The 22786-nt window shown below is 69.0% G+C and carries 22 protein-coding genes; 13 read left to right on the plus strand and 9 right to left on the minus strand.

From position 1 onward, the window contains the following. The first annotated feature begins 220 nt into the window (after nt 1-220). The 5 genes from PO605_RS03380 (at nt 221) to PO605_RS03400 (ending at nt 6784) form a co-directional block, all read left to right on the plus strand. Complete coding sequence (locus tag PO605_RS03380) at nt 221-2056, plus strand: lysoplasmalogenase family protein (RefSeq protein ID WP_047472513.1); 1836 nt, start codon at nt 221-223, stop codon at nt 2054-2056. Between the two features lie 290 nt (nt 2057-2346). After that, nucleotides 2347-2583 (plus strand): hypothetical protein, encoded by a 237-nt coding sequence (locus PO605_RS03385; RefSeq protein ID WP_016446528.1) that lies wholly within the window; start codon nt 2347-2349, stop codon nt 2581-2583. A 214-nt stretch (nt 2584-2797) separates the two neighbouring features. Further along, nucleotides 2798-3217: a hypothetical protein gene (locus PO605_RS03390; protein WP_047472509.1), complete on the plus strand. Its 420-nt coding sequence runs from the start codon at nt 2798-2800 to the stop codon at nt 3215-3217. An 18-nt stretch (nt 3218-3235) separates the two neighbouring features. Continuing rightward, the gene (mgtA, locus tag PO605_RS03395) at nt 3236-6004 is read left to right on the plus strand and encodes a magnesium-translocating P-type ATPase (RefSeq protein WP_047472508.1); all 2769 of its coding nucleotides are present in this window, start codon (nt 3236-3238) and stop codon (nt 6002-6004) included. A gap of 63 nt (nt 6005-6067) precedes the next feature. Beyond that, nucleotides 6068-6784, plus strand: coding sequence for an MgtC/SapB family protein (locus tag PO605_RS03400; protein WP_012203158.1), 717 nt, complete (start codon nt 6068-6070; stop codon nt 6782-6784). A gap of 7 nt (nt 6785-6791) precedes the next feature. On the opposite strand, the gene ruvB is transcribed toward PO605_RS03400, so the two are convergent. Beyond that, nucleotides 6792-7877, minus strand: coding sequence for a Holliday junction branch migration DNA helicase RuvB (gene ruvB / locus PO605_RS03405; protein WP_047472507.1), 1086 nt, complete (start codon nt 7875-7877; stop codon nt 6792-6794). 7 nt (nt 7878-7884) lie between these two features. Next, nucleotides 7885-8457: a Holliday junction branch migration protein RuvA gene (gene ruvA, locus PO605_RS03410; RefSeq protein ID WP_016446532.1), complete on the minus strand. Its 573-nt coding sequence runs from the start codon at nt 8455-8457 to the stop codon at nt 7885-7887. A gap of 125 nt (nt 8458-8582) precedes the next feature. On the opposite strand from ruvA, the gene PO605_RS03415 reads away from it, so the two are divergent. Both PO605_RS03415 and ybeY read left to right on the plus strand, forming a co-directional pair. Beyond that, nucleotides 8583-9554: a PhoH family protein gene (locus tag PO605_RS03415; protein WP_016446533.1), complete on the plus strand. Its 972-nt coding sequence runs from the start codon at nt 8583-8585 to the stop codon at nt 9552-9554. A gap of 76 nt (nt 9555-9630) precedes the next feature. Next, nucleotides 9631-10089, plus strand: coding sequence for an rRNA maturation RNase YbeY (ybeY, locus tag PO605_RS03420; protein ID WP_016446534.1), 459 nt, complete (start codon nt 9631-9633; stop codon nt 10087-10089). Between the two features lie 24 nt (nt 10090-10113). Here the strand turns inward: ybeY and acuI are convergent, their stop codons facing one another. From acuI to PO605_RS03435, 3 genes are read right to left on the minus strand one after another with little or no spacing between them, the layout of a single operon-like run. Then, nucleotides 10114-11100 (minus strand): acrylyl-CoA reductase (NADPH), encoded by a 987-nt coding sequence (gene acuI, locus PO605_RS03425; protein ID WP_012203153.1) that lies wholly within the window; start codon nt 11098-11100, stop codon nt 10114-10116. 42 nt (nt 11101-11142) lie between these two features. Next, on the minus strand, nt 11143-12399 hold the full coding sequence (locus PO605_RS03430; RefSeq protein ID WP_047472505.1) for a CaiB/BaiF CoA transferase family protein: 1257 nt from the start codon (nt 12397-12399) through the stop codon (nt 11143-11145). A 22-nt stretch (nt 12400-12421) separates the two neighbouring features. After that, entirely contained in the window at nt 12422-13393 is a 972-nt protein-coding gene (locus tag PO605_RS03435) for a tripartite tricarboxylate transporter substrate binding protein (protein ID WP_047472504.1), read from the minus strand. Nucleotides 13394-13511: 118 nt separating this feature from the next. Between PO605_RS03435 and PO605_RS03440 the strand changes: the two genes are divergently transcribed. Together PO605_RS03440 and PO605_RS03445 are read left to right on the plus strand one after the other, a co-directional pair. Next, a complete protein-coding gene (locus PO605_RS03440) occupies nt 13512-14456 on the plus strand; it encodes a LysR family transcriptional regulator (RefSeq protein ID WP_047472503.1) in 945 nt (314 codons plus the stop codon). Nucleotides 14457-14646: 190 nt separating this feature from the next. Beyond that, nucleotides 14647-15405, plus strand: coding sequence for a sulfite exporter TauE/SafE family protein (locus tag PO605_RS03445; protein WP_012203149.1), 759 nt, complete (start codon nt 14647-14649; stop codon nt 15403-15405). A gap of 28 nt (nt 15406-15433) precedes the next feature. Here the strand turns inward: PO605_RS03445 and PO605_RS03450 are convergent, their stop codons facing one another. Continuing rightward, nucleotides 15434-15805 (minus strand): Arc family DNA-binding protein, encoded by a 372-nt coding sequence (locus PO605_RS03450; protein WP_047472502.1) that lies wholly within the window; start codon nt 15803-15805, stop codon nt 15434-15436. A 109-nt stretch (nt 15806-15914) separates the two neighbouring features. Between PO605_RS03450 and PO605_RS03455 the strand changes: the two genes are divergently transcribed. Continuing rightward, entirely contained in the window at nt 15915-16310 is a 396-nt protein-coding gene (locus PO605_RS03455; RefSeq protein WP_047472501.1) for a hypothetical protein, read from the plus strand. A gap of 126 nt (nt 16311-16436) precedes the next feature. On the opposite strand, the gene PO605_RS03460 is transcribed toward PO605_RS03455, so the two are convergent. The 3 genes from PO605_RS03460 to PO605_RS03470 form a co-directional block, all read right to left on the minus strand. Next, nucleotides 16437-18260: a dipeptidase gene (locus PO605_RS03460; protein ID WP_047472500.1), complete on the minus strand. Its 1824-nt coding sequence runs from the start codon at nt 18258-18260 to the stop codon at nt 16437-16439. Between the two features lie 122 nt (nt 18261-18382). Continuing rightward, the gene (dtd, locus tag PO605_RS03465; RefSeq protein ID WP_034366821.1) at nt 18383-18853 is read right to left on the minus strand and encodes a D-aminoacyl-tRNA deacylase; all 471 of its coding nucleotides are present in this window, start codon (nt 18851-18853) and stop codon (nt 18383-18385) included. Beyond that, on the minus strand, nt 18850-19860 hold the full coding sequence (locus tag PO605_RS03470) for a cation diffusion facilitator family transporter (RefSeq protein ID WP_047472499.1): 1011 nt from the start codon (nt 19858-19860) through the stop codon (nt 18850-18852). The genes dtd and PO605_RS03470 overlap by 4 nt, the downstream gene beginning before the upstream one ends. An 86-nt stretch (nt 19861-19946) precedes the next feature. On the opposite strand from PO605_RS03470, the gene PO605_RS03475 reads away from it, so the two are divergent. The 3 genes from PO605_RS03475 (at nt 19947) to PO605_RS03485 (ending at nt 22784) form a co-directional block, all read left to right on the plus strand. Next, complete coding sequence (locus tag PO605_RS03475; RefSeq protein WP_272206080.1) at nt 19947-21485, plus strand: sensor histidine kinase; 1539 nt, start codon at nt 19947-19949, stop codon at nt 21483-21485. Beyond that, nucleotides 21482-22123: a response regulator transcription factor gene (locus PO605_RS03480; RefSeq protein ID WP_272206082.1), complete on the plus strand. Its 642-nt coding sequence runs from the start codon at nt 21482-21484 to the stop codon at nt 22121-22123. Before PO605_RS03475 ends, PO605_RS03480 begins: the two co-directional genes overlap by 4 nt. Nucleotides 22124-22280: 157 nt before the next feature. After that, entirely contained in the window at nt 22281-22784 is a 504-nt protein-coding gene (locus PO605_RS03485; RefSeq protein WP_197065206.1) for a GlcG/HbpS family heme-binding protein, read from the plus strand. Nucleotides 22785-22786 lie beyond the last annotated feature (2 nt).

Genomic DNA, 22786 nt, shown 5'->3' on the forward strand with positions numbered 1-22786 from the left:
CGCATGCCGGCAAAGGCGGTGCGGGCTGGCGATGGCCTGCAGGGCAAGCACGTCCAGCGCGTGGAAAGCGGGCGATTCTGCCATAGGGCGCAATTTTCCTGCCATGCGCTTGCCATGAAGCCCCATTTATTGCAATCCGTTTCAACCCTTGTAATTCCGTGTCCTAGGGTTCACGCCTAAGGCGCCGCACAACGGCCCTGTCCAGAATTGGCAGGCCATGATGCCCTCACCCAGCCAAATCATCGTCTTCGCCACGCCGGCCTTTTTGCTGCTGATCGCGCTGGAATGGGGCGTGAGCCTGTGGCGGGGGCGCAATGCCTACCGGCTGGCCGATGCCGTCAGCTCCATCAGCCTGGGCATGCTCAGCCAGACCAGCGCCGTCTTCACCCAGCTGCTGCGCATAGGTCTGTACACACTGGCCTTCGATCATGTGGCGCTGTGGCGCAACGACGCCTTCTGGACCAGCATTCCCGGCTGGCTGCTGGCCCTGCTGCTCTACGACTTTTGCTACTACTGGCTGCACCGCATGGGCCATGAGGTGGCCGTGCTGTGGGCAGCCCACGCCGTGCACCACCAGAGCCAGGACTACAACCTGTCGACGGCGCTGCGCCAGACCAGCTCGGGCGCGCTGCTGGGCTGGCTGTTCTACCTGCCCATGGCGCTGGCCGGCGTGCCGCCGCTGGTGTTTGCCATCGTGGGCCTGATCGATCTGCTCTACCAGTTCTGGGTCCATACCGAGCAGGTGCGGCGCCTGGGCTGGTTCGACCGCTGGTTCTGCGCGCCCAGCAACCACCGCGTGCACCACGCCGTCAACGACTGCTACCTGGACAGGAACTACGGCGGCATCCTCATCGTCTGGGACCGCATGTTCGGCACCTTCAAGCCCGAGGACGACAGCGAGCCCTGTGTCTACGGCACGCGCGGCCTGCTGCAAAGCTGGGATCCGCTGTGGGCCAACGCCGTGGTGTACCGGCAACTCATCCATGACAGCTGGCATGCGCGGCGCTGGAGCGACAAGCTGCGCGTCTGGCTCAAGCCGCCCGGATGGCGCCCCGCCGATGTGGCGCAGCGCTTTCCCAGGCCGGCCTTCGACCTGGACGCGCACCGCGTGCTCTACGCACCGGGGATGGAACGCGGCCTGCGCTGGTTTGCAGGCCTGCAGTTCGTGGCGCTGATCGCCGGGGTGTCGCTGTTTCTGTGGCATGCCGACCAGTCCTCGACGGCGCGCAATGCGCTGTGGTTTGGCGTGCTGCTGGCCTGCCAGTGGGCACTGGGCGCGGCCATGCAGGGGCGCATCAGCCTGTGGGTGGCCCTGGCCATCGAGGCCGGCGCGCTGGCCACCGCCACCAGCGTGCTGGACATGCTGCACTGGCACTGGCTGTTCAAGCCGCTGGCCATGGTCTTTGCGCTGATCGCTGTCATGCAGCTGTGGCGCGGCAGCGCGGCGTTCTCGGCGCTGGCGAAACCCGCGCGCGGCGCCTGCTGGCTGGCCGCGGCGCTGGCGGCCTCGATGGCGGGCGACGTGTTCCTGATGCTGCCCGATCTGTTCATCCCGGGCCTGGCCAGCTTCCTGCTCGCCCACCTGGCCTATATCGTGCTGCTGCGCCAGGATGCGCCCTGGTTTGCGCACCGGCCCTCGCTGGCCGCCACGCTGGCCCTGGGCGTTGCCATGTATGCCGTGCTCTGGCAGGGCGGGCTGCCCGCCGCGCTGCGCCTGCCCGTGGCCGCCTATGTGCTGGTCATTGCGCTGATGGCGGCCCAGGCCCTGGGCCGCGCCAGGCACCTGGGCGGCCAGCCCGCCTGGACCGTGGCCATCGGCGCCTGCTTCTTCATGGTCAGCGACTCGCTGCTGGCCATCAACCGCTTCGTGCAGCCTTTCGACGGGGCGCAAGCCGCCGTGCTGACCACCTACTACGCGGCGCAGTTGCTGATCGTGCAGGGCTGGCTGGCCCGTGGCGCATCGACATCAGGGTTGACCCGAGGCAGCTCGCAAGGCACAATGGCCGGATCGCATTTTCAGGAGTCCTTCCGTGGACAGTGCCAGTTCAACCAGTGACAAACAGCGCGCCGCAATGGCTACGCTGCTGGCTGACTGACCGACTCCTGTGATGGGAGCGGCCATGTCGGTCGGCTTCCATCCATTGCTGCGTTTCCCCTTGGATCTTCGCGCCCGCCCGGCGCTGCAGTGGCATTTGGCTTGCATCATGCATGCCGCGCCTGCACCTGAGATTCCAGTTGCTGTGGTTCACTGACCGCGTGTCCGTGCCTGCCCCGTTGCAGCGCCCGGCCCACGCTGCTTGACGGCCCTGCCCGCGGCAGTCTTCCTGGTTCGCCAAGGAGAAAGCCATGTCCACACCGTTCGCTCGCCCCGCAATGCAACGCCTGCAGCCTGCCACTGCCGCGCCCTGCCCCGGCGCCACCGGCACGCGCGTGGCTGCCTCCCAGGCAGCAATGCAGGCCAAGGCACAGGCACAGATGCAGGCCCAGGCCCCATCGGCCATGGAGCACGCCATGCACCTGGACCTGCAGACCCACTGGCCCACGCACCGCATCCGCAGCTTTCTGAGCCTGCAGCCGCGCTGAGCGCGCGCCGCAGCCTTGTCCGCCCCATCGTCAGAAAGGAGTTCCCCCATGGACCCCGATCCGAGTCGATCTTGCCCTGACCCCTCCGATACGGTCCGGCCGCACATGCCTGCGGCCCTTCCGCCCCTTCCCAAGGCCCCGGCCGGGAGACCCGCGCACGTCCATTGACGGATAGGTGCCGGGCTTCTTTCGGCCGCAACGAAAGAAGCCCGCCATGCAACACGTCATCACCGCGCTGCGGACCATGCCCGCAGCCACGCCCGCAACAGCACCCGTCTCCACGCGCGCCAGCCGCACCTCCCACACCACCCGCGCCAGCACCTTGCAGCTGGCCCTGCAAGCCGCCATTGCGGCACGCCACACCGGGCAACTGCACACCCTGCTGCAGCAACACGGCCCCGACCTCTTCGCCCATGCCCTCGTGGCGCTCACGCAGCGCCAGCAGGCCGACGTTCTGTCCCTGCTGGCGGCGCAGGAGCGCGCCGAGGTCTACCGCCATCTGCCAGCCCATGCACGGCGCCAATGGCTGCAGTCGGCCACCGTGGCCCGCCCGCCGCTGCGCCGCCGCCTGCTGTGCGCCTGCCAGCGCAACTGGCACTGGCTGCACGCCACCCTTCGTTCGAGCCAGGCCTGAGCCGCCAGGGAGGTCGCCATGAAAGCCCTCAAGCACCTGTTCCAGGCGTTTCTGCGCAGCCGCCATGCCCTGGGGCTGTTCCGGCGCAATGCCCTGCCCTCGGGCACGGCCGTGCACCACTCGCGCCCGGTATCGCCGACCCTCACGCGCGAGCTGCTGCGCGCCTCGCGCGATGACATCGCCGCCGTGCTGGCGCGCACCAGCTCCAGCGAGGACGGCCTGACCCGCGAGCAGGCCCGCGCCGCGCTTGCACGTCTGGGCCCCAACGAGGTCGAGCACGAAAGGCCGCTGCCCGGCTGGCTGCACCTGTGGTACTGCTACCGCAATCCCTTCAACCTGCTGCTGACGCTGCTGGCCGTGGTCTCCTACGCCACGGAGGACATGAAGGCCACGGTCGTCATCGCCTCCATGGTGCTGCTGTCCACGCTGCTGCGCTTTGTGCAGGAAGGCCGCTCCAACCGCGCCGCCGCGCGGCTCAAGGCCATGGTCAGCAGCACGGCCACGGTGCTGCGCCGCAATGGCGGCCCCACGGCTCCTGCAGATGCCGACTCCGCAGACGCCCCGCACAGCGGCTTCGGCCAGCAGGCGCGCCGCTACGAGGTGCCGCTGCGCGAGGTCGTGCCCGGCGATTTCGTGGTGCTGTCGGCCGGGGACATGATTCCTGCCGACTGCCGCGTGCTCAGCGCCAAGGACCTGTTCGTGAGCCAGTCCGCCATGACCGGCGAATCCCTGCCCGTGGAAAAGCGCGCCGACGCCAGTGCATCGAATGGCACCGGCGTGCTGGACGCCAGCAACCTGCTGTTCATGGGCACCAACGTGGTCTCGGGCACGGCGCTGGCCGTGGTGCTGGCCACGGGCAACCGCAGCTATTTCGGCACCATTGCCACGCGGGTGACCTCCAACGACCGCGCGCCCACGGCCTTCGAAACCGGGGTCAACAGCGTCAGCTGGCTGCTGATCCGCTTTGCGGCCGTGATGGTGCCCGTGGTGCTGTTCATCAACGGCTACACCAAGGGCGACTGGGCCGAGGCCTTCCTGTTCGCGCTGTCCGTGGCCGTGGGCCTGACGCCCGAGATGCTGCCCATGATCGTGACCTCCACCCTGGCCAAGGGTGCCGTGGTGCTCTCGCGGCGCAAGGTCGTGGTCAAGCGGCTGGACGCCATCCAGAACTTCGGTGCCATGGACGTGCTGTGCACCGACAAGACCGGCACGCTGACCCAGGACCGCATCGTGCTGGAGCGCCACACCGACGCCTTCGGCCAGCCGTGCGATGAGACACTGCGCTTCGCCTACCTCAACAGCCACTACCAGACGGGCCTGAAGAACCTGCTCGACCATGCCGTGCTGGAACACGTGGAGCTGCACACCCAGATGCGCGTGGCCGAGGACTACCGCAAGGTCGATGAGATCCCCTTCGACTTCGAGCGCCGCCGCATGTCCGTGGTGGTGGCCGAACGCAACCACCACCACGAGCTGATCTGCAAGGGCGCGGTCGAGGAGATCCTGGGCACCTGCACCCGGCTGCGCGAAGGCGACGGCACGCGCCCGCTGGACGAGGAGCAGCTGGCCCGCGTGCGCCGCGTGACGCGCGAACTCAACCGCGAAGGCCTGCGCGTGGTCGCCGTGGCCATGAAGGAAGTGCCGCCGCACAAGAGCGACTACGGCGTGGCCGACGAGTCGGAGCTGACCCTGATCGGCTACATCGCCTTCCTGGACCCACCGAAGGAAACCACGGCCGAGGCGCTGGCCGCCCTGGCCGCGCACGGCGTGGCCGTCAAGCTGCTGACCGGCGACAACGAACTGGTGGCCGCCAAGGTCTGCCGCGATGTCGGACTTGGGGGCCTGCCCGCAGACCACATCATCCTGGGCACGCAGATCGAGCACATGAACGACGAGATGCTGCGCCAGACCGTGGAACGGCACCAGCTGTTCGCCCGGCTCACGCCGCTGCACAAGGAGCGCATCGTGCATGCGCTGCGCGCCAACGGCCACATCACCGGCTTCATGGGCGACGGCATCAACGACGCCCCGGCCCTGCGCGCGGCCGACATCGGCATCAGCGTGGACAGCGCCGTGGACATCGCCAAGGAGGCGGCCGACATCATCTTGCTGGAAAAAAGCCTGATGGTGCTGGAGCAGGGCGTGATCGAGGGCCGGCGCACCTTCAGCAACATGCTGAAGTACATCCGCATGACGGCCAGCTCCAACTTCGGCAACGTGTTCTCGGTGATGGTGGCCTCGGCCTTCATCCCCTTCCTGCCCATGCTGCCGCTGCACCTGCTGGTGCAGAACCTGCTGTACGACCTCTCGCAGATCGCCATCCCCTTCGACAACGTGGACGACGAACTGGTGCGCCAGCCGCTGCGCTGGAACCCGGCCGACCTGGGCCGCTTCATGGTGTTCTTCGGGCCCATCAGCTCGCTGTTCGACATCCTGACCTTCGCGCTGATGTGGTTCGTCTTTGCCGCCAACACGCCCGAGCAGCAGACGCTGTTCCAGTCGGGCTGGTTCGTCATCGGGCTGCTCACGCAGACGCTGATCGTGCACATGATCCGCACGCCCAGGATCCCCTTCCTGCAAAGCCGCCCTTCCTGGCCGCTGCTGCTGGCCACGGCGGCCGTGATGGCGGCCGGCATATTCCTGCCGATGGGGCCGCTGGCCGGCTACTTGAAGCTGCAGGCGCTGCCGGCGGCCTACTTCCCGTGGATGATTGCCATATTGCTGGGCTACGCTTGCCTGGCCACGCTGCTCAAGCGCGTCTACATCCGCCGCTACGGCTGGCAGTGACGCACCCTTCAGCGCCTCTTTCAACGCTCCTTCAACCCACTCACCAGGAAAGCCCGGAACCCCATGCAGGCCCTGCAGAACCTCAACCCCGGCGCCATGCTGGACACCTTCGTCAGCCTGACCACGGCCTTCGTGTTCGGCGCCCTCATCGGCCTGGAGCGCCAGGTGCGCCAGCGCACGGCGGGGCTGCGCACCAACACCCTGGTCGCCGTGGGCGCGGCCGTCTTCGTGGACCTGGCCGTGCGCCTGGGCGGGGCCGAGGGCGCCACGCGCGTGGTGGCCTACGTGGTCTCGGGCGTGGGTTTCCTGGGTGCGGGCGCCATCATGAAGGAAGGGGCCAACATCACCGGGCTGAACACGGCGGCCACGCTGTGGGGCTCGGCCGCCGTGGGCGCCTGCGCGGGCGCCAGCCTGGTGGCCGAGGCCGGCCTGGCCACGCTGTTCGTGCTGGCCAGCAACACCTTGCTGCGCCCCGTGGTCAACCGCATCAACCGCCGCCCGGTGGATGACGAATCCACGGAGTCGACCTACTACGTCTACGCCATCTGCCACCGCGGCGCCCAGGGCGATGTGCGCGAGCAGATGCTGGAGCTGCTGGAGAACGCCAGCTACCCCGTGCGCGGCGTGGAAACCCATGCCTTCGGGCCGCAGGACACGGAGATCGAGGCCATGCTCTACGCCACCTCGGTGGACTCCGACGAGCTGGACCGCGTGATCGCCGCCATCGAGGCCCTGCCCGGCGTGCTGCAGGCCTTCTGGAACGCCGGCACGGAGGAATGAGCCTGCGTCAGCTGGCGTCGTCGCCCGGCACGGGAAGGCCCAGGTGGCGGTACGCCGCCTGGGTCGCCATGCGCCCGCGCGGCGTGCGCTGCAAAAAGCCCTGCTGGATCAGGTAGGGCTCGATCACATCCTCGATGGTACCCGCCTCCTCGCCGATGCTGGCCGCGATGTTGTCCAGGCCCACGGGGCCGCCGTCGAAGCGGTGCACCACGGCCTCCAGCAGCTTGCGGTCCATGATGTCGAAACCCTGGGGATCGACATCGAGCATGGCCAGCGCACGGTCGGCCAGCTCGCGCGTGATGCTTCCGTCGCCACGCACATCGGCATAGTCGCGCACGCGGCGCAGCAGGCGGTTGGCAATGCGCGGCGTGCCGCGCGAGCGGCGCGCGATCTCGAAGGCGCCCTCGTCATCGATGGGCGCGTTCAACAGGCCTGCACTGCGCCGCACGATGCGCGCCAGCTCCTCGGCCGTATAGAACTCCAGCCGCGCCACGATGCCGAAGCGGTCGCGCAGCGGGTTGGTCAGCATGCCCGCGCGCGTGGTGGCACCCACCAGCGTGAACGGCTGCAGGTCCAGCTTGATGGAGCGCGCCGCCGGCCCTTCGCCGATCATGATGTCGATCTGGTAGTCCTCCAGCGCCGGGTAGAGGATTTCCTCGACCACGGGCGACAGGCGGTGGATCTCGTCGATGAACAGCACATCGTTGGCTTCGAGGTTGGTCAGCAGCGCCGCCAGGTCCTTGGGCTTTTCCAGCACCGGGCCGCTGGTCTGGCGCAGGTTCACGCCCAGCTCGGCCGCGATGATGTGCGACAGCGTGGTCTTGCCCAGGCCCGGCGGGCCGAACAGCAGCACATGGTCCAGCGCCTCGCTGCGCTTTCGGGCCGCGCCGATGAAGATCTCCAGCTGCTCGCGCGCCTTGGCCTGGCCCACGTACTCCTGCAGCAGCTTGGGGCGCAGGGCGCGCTCCATGGCCTCTTCCCCGCGCGAGACCGGCGCTGCCGAAATCATGCGCGGCTTTTCCGGTGCCTTGTCGGGCGCAAAGCCCCCCTGCGCAAAGCCTCCCTGCCCGAAATCGTCGGTATGGATGCTCATGCGCCGCTCACTTGGCCAGCGCCTTCAGCGCCAGCTTGATGCCTTCGGTCACGCCCACGTCGGGCGGCAGCTTCTTGAGCGCGGCGGCCGCATCCTTGTCGGAATAGCCCAGCGCCATCAGCGCCTGCACGATGTCGTTCTGGTCGTTGTTCACGAACAGCGACTGCGCGCCCGTATCGGCGCCGATCTTGCCCTTGAGCTCCAGCAGCAGGCGCTCGGCCGTCTTCTTGCCGATGCCCGGCACCTTGACCAGGCGGCCCACCTCCTGCAGCGTCACGGCCTGGGCCAGGTCCTCCACGCTCATGCCGCTGAGCACCGACAGCGCCATGCGCGGGCCGATGCCGGTGATCTTGATCAGCTCGCGGAACGCCTGGCGCTCGCTGTGCGTGCCAAAGCCGTACAGAAGCTGCGCATCCTCGCGCACCACGAAGTGCGTCAGCAGGCTGACCCTGGCCCCGCTGGCCGGCAGGTTGTAGAAGGTGCTCATGGGCACCTGCACCTCGTAGCCCACGCCGCCGCAGTCCACCAGCACCTCGGGCGGGTTTTTTTCCAGCAGCGTTCCTGTCAATTTGCCTATCATTGGTGTCCTTTGCCGCCCCAGGGGCGGCTTTTCATGCCCGTCCGCAACCGAACGCCGGCCCATTCACAGGGTATGGCACCACGCCCTCGCGCTGGCCGCCGCCCGGAATCTCTGGAATTATCCGCGTGATCCTGCGCCACACCTTCACACCCCACGACAACAACCGGTTGAGCCATCTGTGCGGCCCGGCCGACGCGCACCTGCGCACCATCGAGATCGCCCTGGGCGTCAAGATCGCCCACCGCCACGAGCAATTCAAGATCGACGGCCCCAAGGCCAAGGCCAACGACGCACTGGAGCTGCTGCAGGCCCTCTACGAGATGGCCGACGACCCCATCCTGGACGACTCCCTGCAACTGATGCTGGCCGGCGACACCGAACTCATCGAGCAGCCCCTGGACGCCATCCAGCTGTCCACGCGCCGCCCCGACCTGCGCGCGCGCACGGCCAACCAGTCGGCCTACCTGGAGAACATCGCCCGCCACGACATCACCTTCGGCATCGGCCCGGCCGGCACCGGCAAGACCTACCTGGCCGTGGCCTGCGCCGTGGACGCGCTGGAGCGCAGCGCCGTGCAGCGCATCGTGCTCACGCGCCCGGCCGTGGAGGCGGGCGAGCGCCTGGGCTTTCTGCCCGGCGACCTCACGCAGAAGGTCGACCCCTACCTGCGCCCGCTGTACGACGCGCTCTACGACCTCATGGGCTACGAGAAGGTGCAAAAGGCCTTCGAGCGCAATGTGCTGGAGATCGCGCCGCTGGCCTTCATGCGCGGGCGCACGCTGAACAACGCCTTCGTCATCCTGGACGAGGCGCAGAACACCACGCCCGAGCAGATGAAGATGTTCCTCACGCGCATCGGCTTCGGTGCCCGCGCCGTGGTCACGGGCGACGTCAGCCAGATCGACCTGCCCAAGGGCGCCCTGAGCGGCCTGATCGATGCCGAGCGCGTCCTGAAGCGCGTCAAGGGCATCGCCATCAACCACTTCACCAGCGCCGACGTGGTGCGCCACCCGCTGGTGGCCCGCATCGTGGACGCCTACGACGCACGCGGCCAGGCCCCGGCACGCCGTGCCGCACCGCGCCTTGCAGCGCCTTGATCCCGACAGCCACAGCAGACGCCCGCCCACGGGCGCTCCAAAGCTCAAGCCCAAGCACACGCCCACGCACTCCCCCATGTCCCTGAACCAACTGCAACTGTCCCTGCAATTCGCGCGCTTTGCCGAGGCACCCGCCCACCGCGCCGTGCTGTCCCGCAGCAAGGTCACGCGCTGGATACGCCACGCCCTGGCCGTCGATGCCGAAATCACCGTGCGCATCGTCGATGCCGAGGAAGGCCAGCAGCTCAACCGCGAGTACCGGCAAAAGGACTACGCCACCAACGTCCTGACCTTCGACTACCAGCAGGAGCCCACCGCCATGGCCGACCTGGTGCTGTGCGCCCCCGTGGTCGAGCGCGAGGCGCGCGAGCAGAACAAGACGCTGGAGGAGCACTACGCCCACCTGCTGGTGCACGGCACGCTGCATGCCCAGGGCTGGGACCATGAAACCAGCGAGCAGGACGCTGAGGAAATGGAAGCCTACGAGACCGAGATCATGGTCGAGCTGGGCTTTGCCGACCCCTACGCCAAGTAGGCGGCACCAGGCCCCGCGCGGGCCTCAGCGCGCCGTATCGATGACGACCCGGCCGCGCACCTGGCCGGCAAGCAGCCGGGGCGCCAGCGCAACCGCATCGGCCAGGCCCGCCTCTTCGGTATTGCGCTCCAGCACCTCGCGCGGCAGTTCGGCGGCCAGCCGCGCCCAGGCCTGCTCGCGCCGCGCCTGCGGCGCATAGACGCTGTCGATGCCCAGCAGCGACACGCCGCGCAGAATGAACGGTGCCACGGAAGCCGGCAGGTCCAGCCCCTGGGCCAGCCCGCAGGCCGCCACGCAGCCGCCGTAGCGCAGGCTGGCGCACACATTGGCCAGCGTATGGCTGCCCACGCTGTCCACGGCCGCCGCCCAGACCTCCTTTTGCAGCGGCTTGCCGGGCGCATCCAGGCTGCTGCGCTCCACGATCCGCGCCGCGCCCAGCGCCTTCAGGTGCTCGGCCTGTTCGGGCCGCCCGGTGCCGGCGTGCACCTCGAAACCCAGGCGCGACAGCAGGGCCACGGCAATGCTGCCCACGCCGCCATTGGCTCCCGTCACCAGCACCGGGCCGCTGGAGGGCGTGATGCCATGCGCCTGCAGCGCCATCACGCACAGCATGGCCGTATAGCCGGCCGTGCCTATGGCCATGGCATCCCGTGCGCTGAAGGCCTCGGGCCGGCGGATCAGCCAGTCGCCGTTCACGCGCGCCTGCTGGGCGAGCCCGCCCCAGTGGGTCTCGCCCACGCCCCAGCCGTTGAGCAGCACGGCATCGCCGGGCTGGAAACGCGCGTCCTCGCTGTCCAGCACCGTGCCGGCCAGGTCGATGCCCGGCACCATGGGGAACTGGCGCACCACGGGCGAGCGCCCCGTGATGGCCAGTGCATCCTTGTAGTTGAGCGTGGAATGCGAGACGGCCACGCGCACCGCGCCGGCGGGCAGGCTGGCTTCGTCCAGCTCCACACACTCGGCACGGGTTTCACGCGGTACGGGTTGGGTCAGCAGCAAGGCTTTGAACATGGGGTCTCCAGCAAGGCAGTGGCAAAGAAAATCCAAAGGCAATCAGGACTGCGGCGCGCCCAGCACGCCGCTGCGGCACAGGCGGGCGATGGCCTCGTCCGCCATCCCCAGCTCCCGCAGCAGCGCAAGGTTGCCATCGCCCAGGACGGGGGCCGGCGCACCCGGCACGGGCTCGGCATCCATCCACCGGAACCCCAGTCCCGGAGTGTCCACCGCAGCGCCGCCGGCGCCATAGCTCACAGGTGACACGGTGCCGGCAGCGCGGGCCTCGCCCAGGAACTCACCCAGGCGCCGCACCCTGGCGGCAGGCACGCCCACGGCGTTGAGCCGGGCTTCCATGTCCCGTGCGCTGCGTGCGGCGAAGGCCTCGGCCAGACAGGCCTGCAGCCGCTGCAGCGCGGACGCATCGCGCGCGGCGACAAAGCCGCCCTCGGGCGCATTGAAGGCATCGAGGTCCAGCAGCGTGGCGTCCTCGCACAGGGCATCGAGCCCCAGCACGCCGGCGAGCCTGCGGAACTGCTGCGGCGTGTTGGCGGCCGTGGACAGCCAGCCGTCGGCGCACCGGTAGGTGTCGGCCGCCGGGCTCCCCGTATAGCCGCGGTTGCCCACGCGCCGCGGCTCCACGCCATGGGTGAGATAGGTACAGGCATGCGGGTACATCAGCATCAGCGAGGCCTGCAGCATGGAGGCATCGATGTGCTGGCTGCGCCGCTCGCCAGGCGCCCAGGCGTTGCGCTGGTGCAGGGCCGCCGTGACCGACAGCGCCCCCAGCATGCCCACCGCCACGTCGATCACGGGAAAGCCCACCTTCACGGGCGGCGCTTCCTCGTCGCCCCCCGCCATCATCATCATGCCCGTGAGCGCCTGCACCACATGGTCATAGGCGCCCCGCCCGGCCCACTCGCCCTGCTGGCCAAAGCCAGAGATGGAGCAATACACCACGTCGGGACGCACCGCCCGGATGTCCTCGTAGCCCAGGCCGTGGCGCGCCACCACGCCGGGGCGGAAGTTCTCGATGAACACATCGGCCGTGCGCGCCAGGGCACGCACGATGTCCGCACCCTCGGGCTGGCGGATGTCCACTGCCAGCGAACGCTTTCCCGCATTGAGCGCCACGAAGCCCGAAGGCATGCCGCCCCCGGGCTCGCCGGGCGCCCGGCTGTTGCGCATGACCTCGCCACGCGTGGGCTCGACCTTGATGACCTCGGCCCCGAGCTGGGCCAGGTAGTGCGAGGCCAGCGGCCCCGCGATCACATGCGACATGTCGATGACGCGCACTCCTTGCAGCGGCTTGTCCATACCCGTCTTGCCTTTCCCTGGTTCAACTGTTGGCGGTGATGCCGGCCAGCTCAATGATGGCGGCCCACTTGCGGTTCTCGCTGCGCACGAAATCGGCGAAGGCCTGCGGCGAAGCGCTGGCCGTGGCCTCGTTGCCGACAGCCTCGAACGAGGCGCGCAGCGCTGGCTGGGCGGTGGCCTGGCGCACGGCAGCGTGCAGGCGCTCGACCACGGCAGGGGGCGTCCTGGCCGGAGCCCACAGCCCGAACCAGGACTCCTGCACCGCCAGCTCGCTGCCCAGCACCTCCTGCAGCGTGGGCACCTCGGGCAGCTGCGCCAGGCGCCTCCGGCTGGTCACCGCCAGGGCCCGCAGCTTGCCGCCCTGCACCTGGGGGATGCCGGTGCCCGCCACCGGAAACGCATACTGCGTATCCCCGCGGATCAGCGATGCCGCAATCTCCACCGATCCCTTGAGCGGTATGTGCGTGACCTGCAGGCCCGCCAACGAGGCCAGCGTGGCGCCCGCCAGATGGGCCGAAGTGCCTATGCCGCCCGAGCCGTAGTTGGCCTGCGCCGGCTGGGCCTTCAGCCCCGCGATCAGCTCCCGGGCCGTGCGCCAGGGCGCATCGGCACGCACCACCAGCACCGTGGGCGATGAGGCCAGGTTGCTGACGGGCGTGAAGTCGCCGATGGGGTCGAAGCGCAGGCCCGGTTGCAGCAGCTTCTGGATCAGGTGGGTGTTGGAGCCCATCAGGCAGGTGTAGCCATCGGCGGGCTGCTGCGCCACATACTGCGCGGCCAGCACGCCGGCCGCGCCCACCTTGTTCTCGATCACGATGGACTGCCCCAGGATCTCCCCCAGCACCGGGCCGGCCTGGCGCAATTGCACATCAGGCCCCCCGCCCGCCGCATACGGGGAAATCACCCGCACCGGCCGGCTCGGAAAATCGCTGGCCCGCACCAGCGGAAGCGCGGCAGCCGCCAGGCTGCCTGCCAGAAAGACGCGTCTGTCCATGGTCCTGTCTCCTTGTCGCTTGTCGTCGTGGGGTCACGATAGAACGGCAGGCCCATTTCCAATAGTGATATGTTTGGATGGATGGCAAACCTCCGGTAATCACTCCACCCCTGGGAACATGCACGACTTCGACCCGCAACGCCTGCTGTCGAGGCTGCGCTTCAAGCACCTGCAGCTCCTGCTGGCCCTGCACCAGGGAGGCAGCCTGCGCGCCGCGGCCGGCCTCATGCATTTGACCCAGCCCGCGCTGAGCAAGGCCCTGGGCGAGATCGAGGCGGCCTTCGGCGTGACGCTGTTCCTGCGCAATGCGCGCGGGCTCGAACCCACGGCCCAGGGCGAGATCGCCATCCGCGGCGCGGCCATGCTGCTGGCCGAGCTGCGCCATCTGGGCAGCGAGACCGCCCAGCAACCCGCCATCACCTTGCTGCGCATCGGCACCCCGCCCTTCGTGGCACAGGGCTACCTGCCCGGCGTACTGGCGGACCTGGCCGCACAGCAGCCCCATGTGCGGGTACAGCTCAAGGAAGAGCGCGTGCCTTTGCTTGTGCAATGCCTGCTGGACGGCCAGCTCGATGCCCTCATCACCAGCTACCCCACCGAACTGCCCGAGGCTGCAGGCCAGCCGCTGCGCTACGAAAAACTGTTCGACACCGGCTTCACCGTCATCGCCCCGCCGGACCACCCTGCAGGCCACGCGCGCAGCAACCGCTGGGAGGAGCTGGCGCGCCAGCGATGGATCCTGCCCACGCGCAGCTCCATGCTGCGCCGCATGATGGAAGAGGTGTTCCGCCGCGAAGGCGTGATCGCGCCCACGCCCGTCATCGAATCCACCAGCCCCTTCACCAACCTGCAACTGGTCCGGGCCGGCCTGGGGCTCAGCGCCGTGCCCGACTCCACGCTGCAGGCCTCGCCCCGGTCGCTGGGGGTGCGCAGGGTGCATGTCACACCCGCCATCTCCATGGGCCCCGTGGCGCTGATCTACCGCAGCGCCGTCGCCAACCCGCGCGTCGCCCTGCTGCGCGCCACGCTGGGCCTGCCCGGCCCGGTGGTGGAGCCGCCCTAGTCGCCTGGTGGCCACCACGCCGGCGCGATCCTGTCCTTTTGCGCAAAGCAGCCCTGACCCTGCCGCCATGCCGGTGCGACAGCCCGGCCGATGGTCCGGCACTAAGATCGGCCTCGACCTATAACACCGGCCTGGCCGCGCAAGGCCACGGCGGCCTGCCGATGCCCGGCTCCAGGAGGAGACAACACCCATGTGGGACATCGCACTGCTCATGAGCGCCGCCTTCGTGGCCGGCGCGCTCAATGCCGTCGCCGGGGGCGGCAGCTTCCTCACCCTGCCCGCCCTGGTCTTCACCGGCGTGCCGCCCGTGGCCGCCAACGCCACCGGCACCGTCGCCTTGCTGCCCGGCTACATGGCCGGTGCCTGGGGCTTTCGCCAGGACATGGAGCCGCCGCCCGGCCTGGGCATGCGCGGCGTGATCGTGCTGTCGCTCATCGGCGGCTCGCTGGGCGCGGCCCTGCTGCTGGTCACGCCCGACCACCTGTTCCGCAAGGTCGTCCCCTGGCTGCTGCTGGCCGCCACCGCCATGTTCGCCTTCGCGCCCCAGCTCAGGCGCATGGCATCACGCGGCAGCGCCGAGCATGCCGCCCATGCATCGCCCCTGAAGGCCGGCGCCGGCATGCTGGCCGTGGCCATCTACGGCGGCTACTTCAACGGCGGCCTGGGCATCCTGCTGCTGGCCCTGTTCGGCCTGCTGGGCCAGACCAGGCTGCATGCCATGAACGGCATGAAGAACCTGGTCTCCGCCCTGCTCACGGCCATTGCCGTCGCCATCTATGCGGCCGGCGGCGTCGTGCAGTGGGAGCAGGCCCTGGTCATGATGATCGCCGCCACCGCAGGCGGCTACGGCGGCGCCCGCCTGGCGCGCCGCATCCCGCCCGAATGGCTGCGCGCGGGCATCGTGCTGACGGGGCTGGTGATGGCGGGGGTGTTTTTCTGGCGGCAGTGAGGCGGGGCTTTTGAAGAAGGGCCGCGGCTCAGGCCTTTCTTGGCCGCTGCCTGGGCCTTGGCGGCTGTGCATCCGTCTCAGCAGACACCAAAGGCACTGCACGCAGGCTTTCAGCAACCCTGCGTGCGACGTCCTCTTTCCATGACTCGTCCTGGGTCAGCGTCAAAACGGCCACATCCGCAAGCGACGCCGCCATCGCGGACCGAACGGCCACATCCTTTCCAAAGTCTGCTTTGGCGCCGGTTGCGTCAAGGCTGCTCTCCAGCCTCGCAATGATTTCTGCGTTCACGCTGCGATTGTTGTTCTTGGCAACGAGGGTGAGCTTTTCACGCAGCTCCACAGGCATACGCAACGGGTAGGACGGCACTTGCTTGTCAGTCATCCGCCAGATTCTGGACATCAGAAAGATTCATGACAAAGAATCTATTTGACATCAAACAATCACAGATATCTAATAGATTCAGAGTGGCTCGCCACGCACCAATACCGAATCGGGAGGAGTTACCGACATGGATGCCGCGTCCAAGCAGTCGCACCCAGTAGACACCGCTGCCTGGCCCACCATGCAGCAAATGATCGCCCTGTCCATTGCCCGCGCAGAGATGGGGCTGGTTGCCCTGATCGAAACACGCTGTGCCGACATGGACTGGCATGACACGGATGTCGAGGTGGACCTGGCCGCAGACCTGGCGCTGAATCACATCCGGCAAATTCGGCACAAGGTATTCGAGGACGCCAGCGAATTCGACAACGAGTGGTACCTCGCCCGCGCAGCCATCGCCCTGGCCGCCCAGGCCTTCAACCGGCCACAGAGCCTCTACGCCCGGCACCTGAAACTGCTCTTGCAACTGTTTGATGAAGCACCGTCCTTTGTGGAATACGCGGAGCATGGTCCGGAAGGTTGAGGGCAGGCAGGCCTGTGCCGCATCCAGGGCAGTCGGCTTTCATGTGTCGAATGACTGGGCGGAATTGGACGAAAAAAAGCGCCTTGCTTTCACAAGGCGCTTTCGCATTTCAATAGCCGGAGAATGTCACTGCATCTGCTTCAGATTCCCGATGCGCACCAGCATTTCTGTGAACATCTGCATGTCGGCGCGCAGGTCGGGCAGTTCCTTGTATTCGAGCGCGTTGTGCGCCGTGTACTTCTTGCCGGGCATGGCGGGGCCGAAGTTGATGGCGTTGGGCATGAGCTTGGCCGTGGTGCTGCCGGCCGTGGGCACGGGCTTGGCGTCCAGGCCCGTGGTGTCGCCGAAGATGTTGAGCAGGGTGGACAGCCAGGCGCCCTTGGGGTCGCGCGCCATCCAGTTGCCCTGGGTGTACTGCAGGGTGAGGGGAACCTTGGCGGCCTCGCTCCAGCGGGTGATGCGCTGCTCGACTTCGGTGCGCAGTTGCTCGGGCGTCTTGCCGCGCGGCATGCGCACGTTGGTGGTGACTTCGAGCTTGCCGTCGGCCGCCTTGATGAGGTTGGGCGACAGGGTCAGCGGGCCCATGAAGTCGTCAGCATAGGCAACGCCCAGCTGCTTGCCGAAGTAGTCGAGGCCGAAGGCGCCGTTGATGTAGCGCAGGGCGTTGCTGTAGGCATTGGGCTGGACCAGGGCCACGCCATCGGTGGGCATGAGCACCTGCTGCAGGAACAGCGTCAGGCGCGGCACGGGGTTGACGCCTTCCTCGGGGCGCGAGCCGTGGGCCGAGGTGCCCGTGACCTTGACGGTGGCCGTCGCGCCGCTGTGCTGTATGTCGATGGTGAACGGTCCGCCCTGCCCGGCATAACTGGTGGTGAAGTCACCCTTGGCCGCCTGCAGGCGCGCGGCGATGGCGGCAATGGCGGCTTCGTCGCTGGCCGTGATGGTGGCGGTGGCGGTCTGGGCAATGGCGTTGGCCGAGGCGGCGCCGGCCATGGCGGTGATGGCCGGGCGGGCGGGGTCGGTCTTCACGTCGTCGAACACGGCCTTGAGCGCGCCCGAGCCCTTTTCCGCGACGACGGCTGGGTACTTGCTGTCCAGCACGATGTTGTAGGCAGGCAGCGTGGTCTTGCCCTGGTAGTACTTCATGGCGTCGCCGCCGGTTTCCTCGGTGGTCTCGATCATGAGGCGTATGCCGCGCGACAGGGGCAGGCCGCTGTCCTTGACGGCCTTCATGGCGAACAGCACGGTGGCGATGGAGCCCTTGTCGTCGATGGTGCCGCGCCCGTAGATCCGATCAGGCATGGGTGGGACAAGCACCGGGGGATGGCTCATCAGGGTGAGCCCGCTGTTGCCGGGCACAAAGGTAACCTCGAATGGGTTGATTTGCTTGCCGTCCAGCACCCATTCGGCGGCCACGGCAGGTACGACGTCGGCATGGGTGAGGATGCCGAATTCATCCGTGCCCGCGTTCGCTGCGTTCGCAGGCAGGGTGACCTCGAAGATGCGGTTGTCCACGTTGCGGTACTGCAGGCCGAAGTCCCTGGCCATCTGCTGCACCAGTTCGCCGAAGGCCAGGATGGCCGGGCTTTCGTGCGGCGGCACCTTGGGGTCGCGCACCGTGGGCAGAGCGACCATGCGCTCGATGCTGGCCAGCACGGCCCGCTCCTGCGTCAGCCGCGTGTACAGGCCCAGCAGGCGGGCGATGTGGTTGAGTTCATCCCCCGTGAGCGCGGCGCCTGCGGCATGGCGCTGCACGGCCTGGGCGATGGCAGGCTGCGCGGCCGCGGCCTGCTTCAGGAAGCTGGCGAAGTCGGTAGGTGCCGGCTGCGCCTGGGCCAGCGCGTCCAGCGCGGGCTTCTTGAGGGTGTCGGCGCCGGCCGCGCCGCTCCACGCCAGGGCCATGCTCATGGCAAGGGCCAGGGTGGAGGCTTTGAACGGATGGTTCTTCATGGTCGTCGGTCTGTCGATGAATGCTGAGGCCGCAAGAATACGGTCTTTGCAGCCCTTTTCCGGCCAGGACGTGCTCGCAGATCGCGCCAGAATCCGCCCCAGAACAGCAGGTCTGCGGCGCGCTATGCCGCGGTGGCCGGAGCTATCGACAGCGGGATGGTCACGGGCCCGTCGTTGAGCAGGTGCACCTGCATGTCGGCCCCGAAGCGGCCCGTGGCCACGTCGGGATGCAGGGCGCGCGCCCGCTGGACGATGTAGTCGTACAGGCGCTCGCCCTCGGCCGGTGGCGCGGCGCGCGTGAAGCTGGGGCGGTTGCCGCCGCCGGTGTCGGCCGCCAGCGTGAACTGACTGACGATGAGCAGGCCGCCGCAGGCGCCCTGCCCGTCCAGGTCCTGCACGCTGCGGTTCATCTTGCCCGCGTCGTCGGCAAAGATGCGCAGCTTGAGCATCTTGGCCAGCAGCTTGTCGGCTTCGGCCTCGGTGTCGCCGCGCTCTGCGCAGACCAGGGCCAGCAGGCCAGGGCCTATGCTGCCGGCGACTTGGCCATCGATTTCCACGCGGGCCTGTTGCACGCGCTGCAGGATGCTGATCATGGTTCGGGGTTCGGGTTCTTGTCGGTGGATGGGGAAGAAGTGTCCGCCTGGCCTGCCGCCTCGATGGCGGCTTCCATGGCGGTCTGCATGCCCAGCGGCAGCAGCTCTATGCGCGCGTACAGGCCGGGCACGGCCTGCAGCAGTTCGGCCTCTATCTCGGTGCGCAGCCGCGCGGCGCGGGCCACGCTCCAGTCACCGGGCACATGCATGTGCAGGTCGGCAAAGCTGCGCTCGCCGGCGCGCCGGCTGGAGATGTTGTCAAAGACCACGCCATGCGCGCGGCGCGCGTGGCGGTCCAGAACGGCGTCGATGCGCAGGCGCTCGGGCGCGTCCAGGGCCTGGTCCATCAGGCCCTGGGAAGACTGCCAGACCAGTTGCGCGCCCTGCACGCAGATGTTGATCGCAACCCCGATGGCCACGGCCGCGTCCAGCCACAGCCAGCCTGTGAGCGCTGCGCCCATCAGGCCGATGACCACGCCGGCCGAGGTCCAGACATCGGTGAGCAGATGGCGGGCATCGCCCTCCAGCGCCATGGAGCGGTGCTGGCGCGCCGAGCGCAGCATGGCCACGGCCAGCAGGCCGTTGAGGGCAGAGCTGGCCACGGACAGCGCCAGGCCCCAGCCCAGCTGCTCCAGCGGCTGCGGGTTCCACAGCCGCGCCAGCGCCGCCCAGCCAATGGCCAGGCTGGCTCCGATGACCAGGATGCCCTCGAAGCCCGCAGAGAAGTACTCGGCCTTGTGGTGCCCATAGGGATGGTCGGTGTCCGCCGGCCGCTTGGCGATGGTGACCATGGTCAGCGCGAACACGGCGCCGGCCAGGTTGACGAAGGATTCGAGCGCATCCGACAGCAGGCCCACCGATCCCGTCAGCCACCAGGCCAGGGTCTTGAGCACGATGGTCAGCAGGGCCACGGCCACCGAGATGCGAAGCAGGCTGTGCGGCGCCATCCAGCCGGCCGCGGAAGCGGGGGCGGGAGCGTTGGCAGTAGAGGGAGTGGGTTCGGCCATGCTGCGCTGCGGTACGTGGGGGGGTGCTTCGGATTAGACCACCGCGTGCCCACCGCGTGCGCGAGCCGCATGACAGAATCCGCGCCATGAATGGATGGCAGCGATCAGCGGGGTGGGTGCTGGCCTGGGCCGTGGCCGCAGGCTGTGGCGCGGCCTGGCTGGCGCATGGGCGCCTGCAGTCGCTGCGCGAGGTCTTCGACACCGATGCCCGCATTGCCCACCGGCTGCTGAGCCAGCGCATGGTGCAGCACGACGCCATTCTGGGCACGCTGGCCCTGCTGCAGCCGCGCCAACCCGCATCCGGCCAGGCGCCATGGAGGCAGCTGCAGCGCCTGTATCCCCAGGTGCTGGATGTGGCGCGCCGCGCGGCCACCGCAGGCGAGCCCTGGCCCGAGACCTGGCCGCCCGGCATGGCCGAGGCCGAGCGCCGCTCCCAGGCCAGCGGCCAGGCCGAACTGGCCCTGGCCGACCTGGTCCGGGGCCGGCTGTACCTGGTGCAGGCCGGGCTGCCGGCCAGCTACGCGCTGCTGCTGGACCTGCGCGCCACGATTCCCGCCGACGAGTGGCCGCTGCCGCCCGCCACCAGCCCGGTGCGCGCATGGCTGGCCCTGGGCGGGCAGGAATTCGTGATCCAGCCGGGCCGAGCCGCCGCGCACGGCTGGAACACATGGTCGTGGGAGGTGAGCAAGACCCTGGCCTCGCCCAGCCAGCCTCTGGTGCTGCACCTGCGCCAGCCGCTGGACGCCTCGGTACTGCCCTGGACGGCCATGCTGGGCTGGGCCCTGGGCTGCGCGCTGGCGGTGGGCGCGCTGCGCACCCTGCTGCGCCAGCGCGTGGCCCGCCGCCGCGCCGAGCAATTGCTGCAGCTGGGCCAGGTGGCGCGGCTCAATACGCTGGGCGAACTGGCCGCAGGCATGGCGCATGAGCTGAACCAGCCGCTGACGGCCGTGCTGTCCAACAGCCAGGCCGCGCGCCGCCTGCTGGCCGAGGACCCGCCCGAGATGGACGCCGCACGCCAGGCCATGGGGCAGGCTGCCGAGCAGGCCAAGCGCGCATCGGCCGTGGTGGGCAGGCTGCGCCGCCTGGTGGAGCGGCCGGGGCTGGCGCCCCAGGCCGAGCCGCTGGATCTGGGCCAGGCCGTTGCCGAGGCGCTGTATCTGCTGGAGCCCGAGCTGCGGCGCCGCCAGGTTCAGGTCATGGTGCAGGCCGCCGATCTGCCCACCGCCCAGGCCGACCCCGTGGCCGTGCAGCAGATACTGCACAACCTGCTGGTCAATGCGCTGCAGGCCATGCAAGAGCAGCCGCCCGCAACACGCCATCTGCGGGTGGAGCTGGCACGCCGCGACAGCCGCCTGATGGTGGCCGTGCACGACAGCGGCCCCGGCGTGGCGCCCGAGATGCGCCAGCGCCTGTTCACCCCGTTTGCCACGGGCCGCGCCCAGGGCCTGGGACTGGGCCTGACGCTCAGCCAGAGCCTGGCCGAATCCATGGGCGGCAGCCTGGAGCTGGCCGCATCCGCCGCCACCCCGCCGCAAGGCGGAGCGCGCTTCGAGCTGCTGCTGCCTGCGGCCCATGGCCCGGCACCTGCCGCACCCAACGCCCCTCAGGAACCACTGACCCCATGACTGCCGCGCCCGCCCAAGACCTGTCCCCGCTGATCCATCTGGTCGATGACGACGAGGCCGTGCGCGACAGCCTGGCCCTGCTGATCGGCACCGTGGGCCTGCGCGTGCAGCGCTGGGCCGATCCGCTGGCCTTTCTCGACGGGCTGGACCGCCAGGGCATAGGCGCCATCGTGCTGGACGTGCGCATGCCCGGCATCGGCGGGCTGGCCCTGCTGGGCCGGCTGATGGAGCAGGGTGTGGACCAGCCCGTGATCATGCTCACCGGACATGGCACGGTGGACATGTGCCGGCGCGCCTTCAAGGCCGGCGCGGCCGAGTTCCTGGAAAAGCCCGTGGACGACGAGGTGCTGATCGATGCGCTGCAAAGCGCCGTGCGCCAGCATGTGCAGTCGCGCGAACGCCAGCAGGCCGACCGCGATGCCCAGCAGCGCTTTGCGCAGCTTTCCGCGCGCGAGGGCGAGGTGCTGGCGCTGATCGTGCAGGGGCTGACCAACAAGGAGATAGGCCGCAGCCTGGAGCTGTCGCCCCGCACGGTGGAGACGCACCGCGCCAACCTGTTCGCCAAGCTGGATGCGCCCAGCCTGGCGCAGCTCATACGCCGCTACGCCAGCCTGGCCGATCCGGCGGCAGGCGCCTGAAGCTCCATCGCCGCGCCCAGCGCGCCTGGCTTCTCCGTATTTCTACGCAGCGGCGCGCGTAACCGTCCGAATGGTGCGCGGCGACGGCATTTTCTACAGTGCAAGCATGCCGTCCGGGCTTGTGGCCCGGGCCGTCCTGACCCCCAAGGAGAAGACCATGCAACGCCGCACCACCAAGCTCGCCACCCTCGCCGCCCTGACCCTGGGCCTGATCGCCACCGCCGCCCAGGCCGATGCCGTGCGCACGGAAAAGAACATGTCGCTGGAGCTGGCCAACCAGATCGCCGCACGCAGCGTGGCCGCCTGCGCCGCCGACGGCCATGCCGTCACCGCCACCGTGGTGGACCGTGCCGGTACCGTGCGCACCGTGCAGCGCGCCGACAATGCCGGCCCCCACACGCTGGAGGCCAGCCGCCTGAAGGCCTACACGGCCGCATCGGCCAAGAACAGCACGCTGGCCATCATGGAAGGCGCGCAGAAGAACCCCGGCGCCGCCAACCTGGTGAATATTCCCGGCTACCTGCTGCTGGGCGGTGGCCTGCCGGTGAAGGTGGGCAACGAGGTGGTCGGCGCCGTGGGCATCGGCGGCGCGCCTGGCGGCCACCTGGACGACAAATGCGCCCAGGCCGCGCTGGGCCAGGTGCAGGAACTGCTCAAGTAAGG

The organism is Delftia sp. DT-2, assembly GCF_028401915.1.
Lineage (GTDB): Bacteria > Pseudomonadota > Gammaproteobacteria > Burkholderiales > Burkholderiaceae_C > Comamonas > Comamonas tsuruhatensis.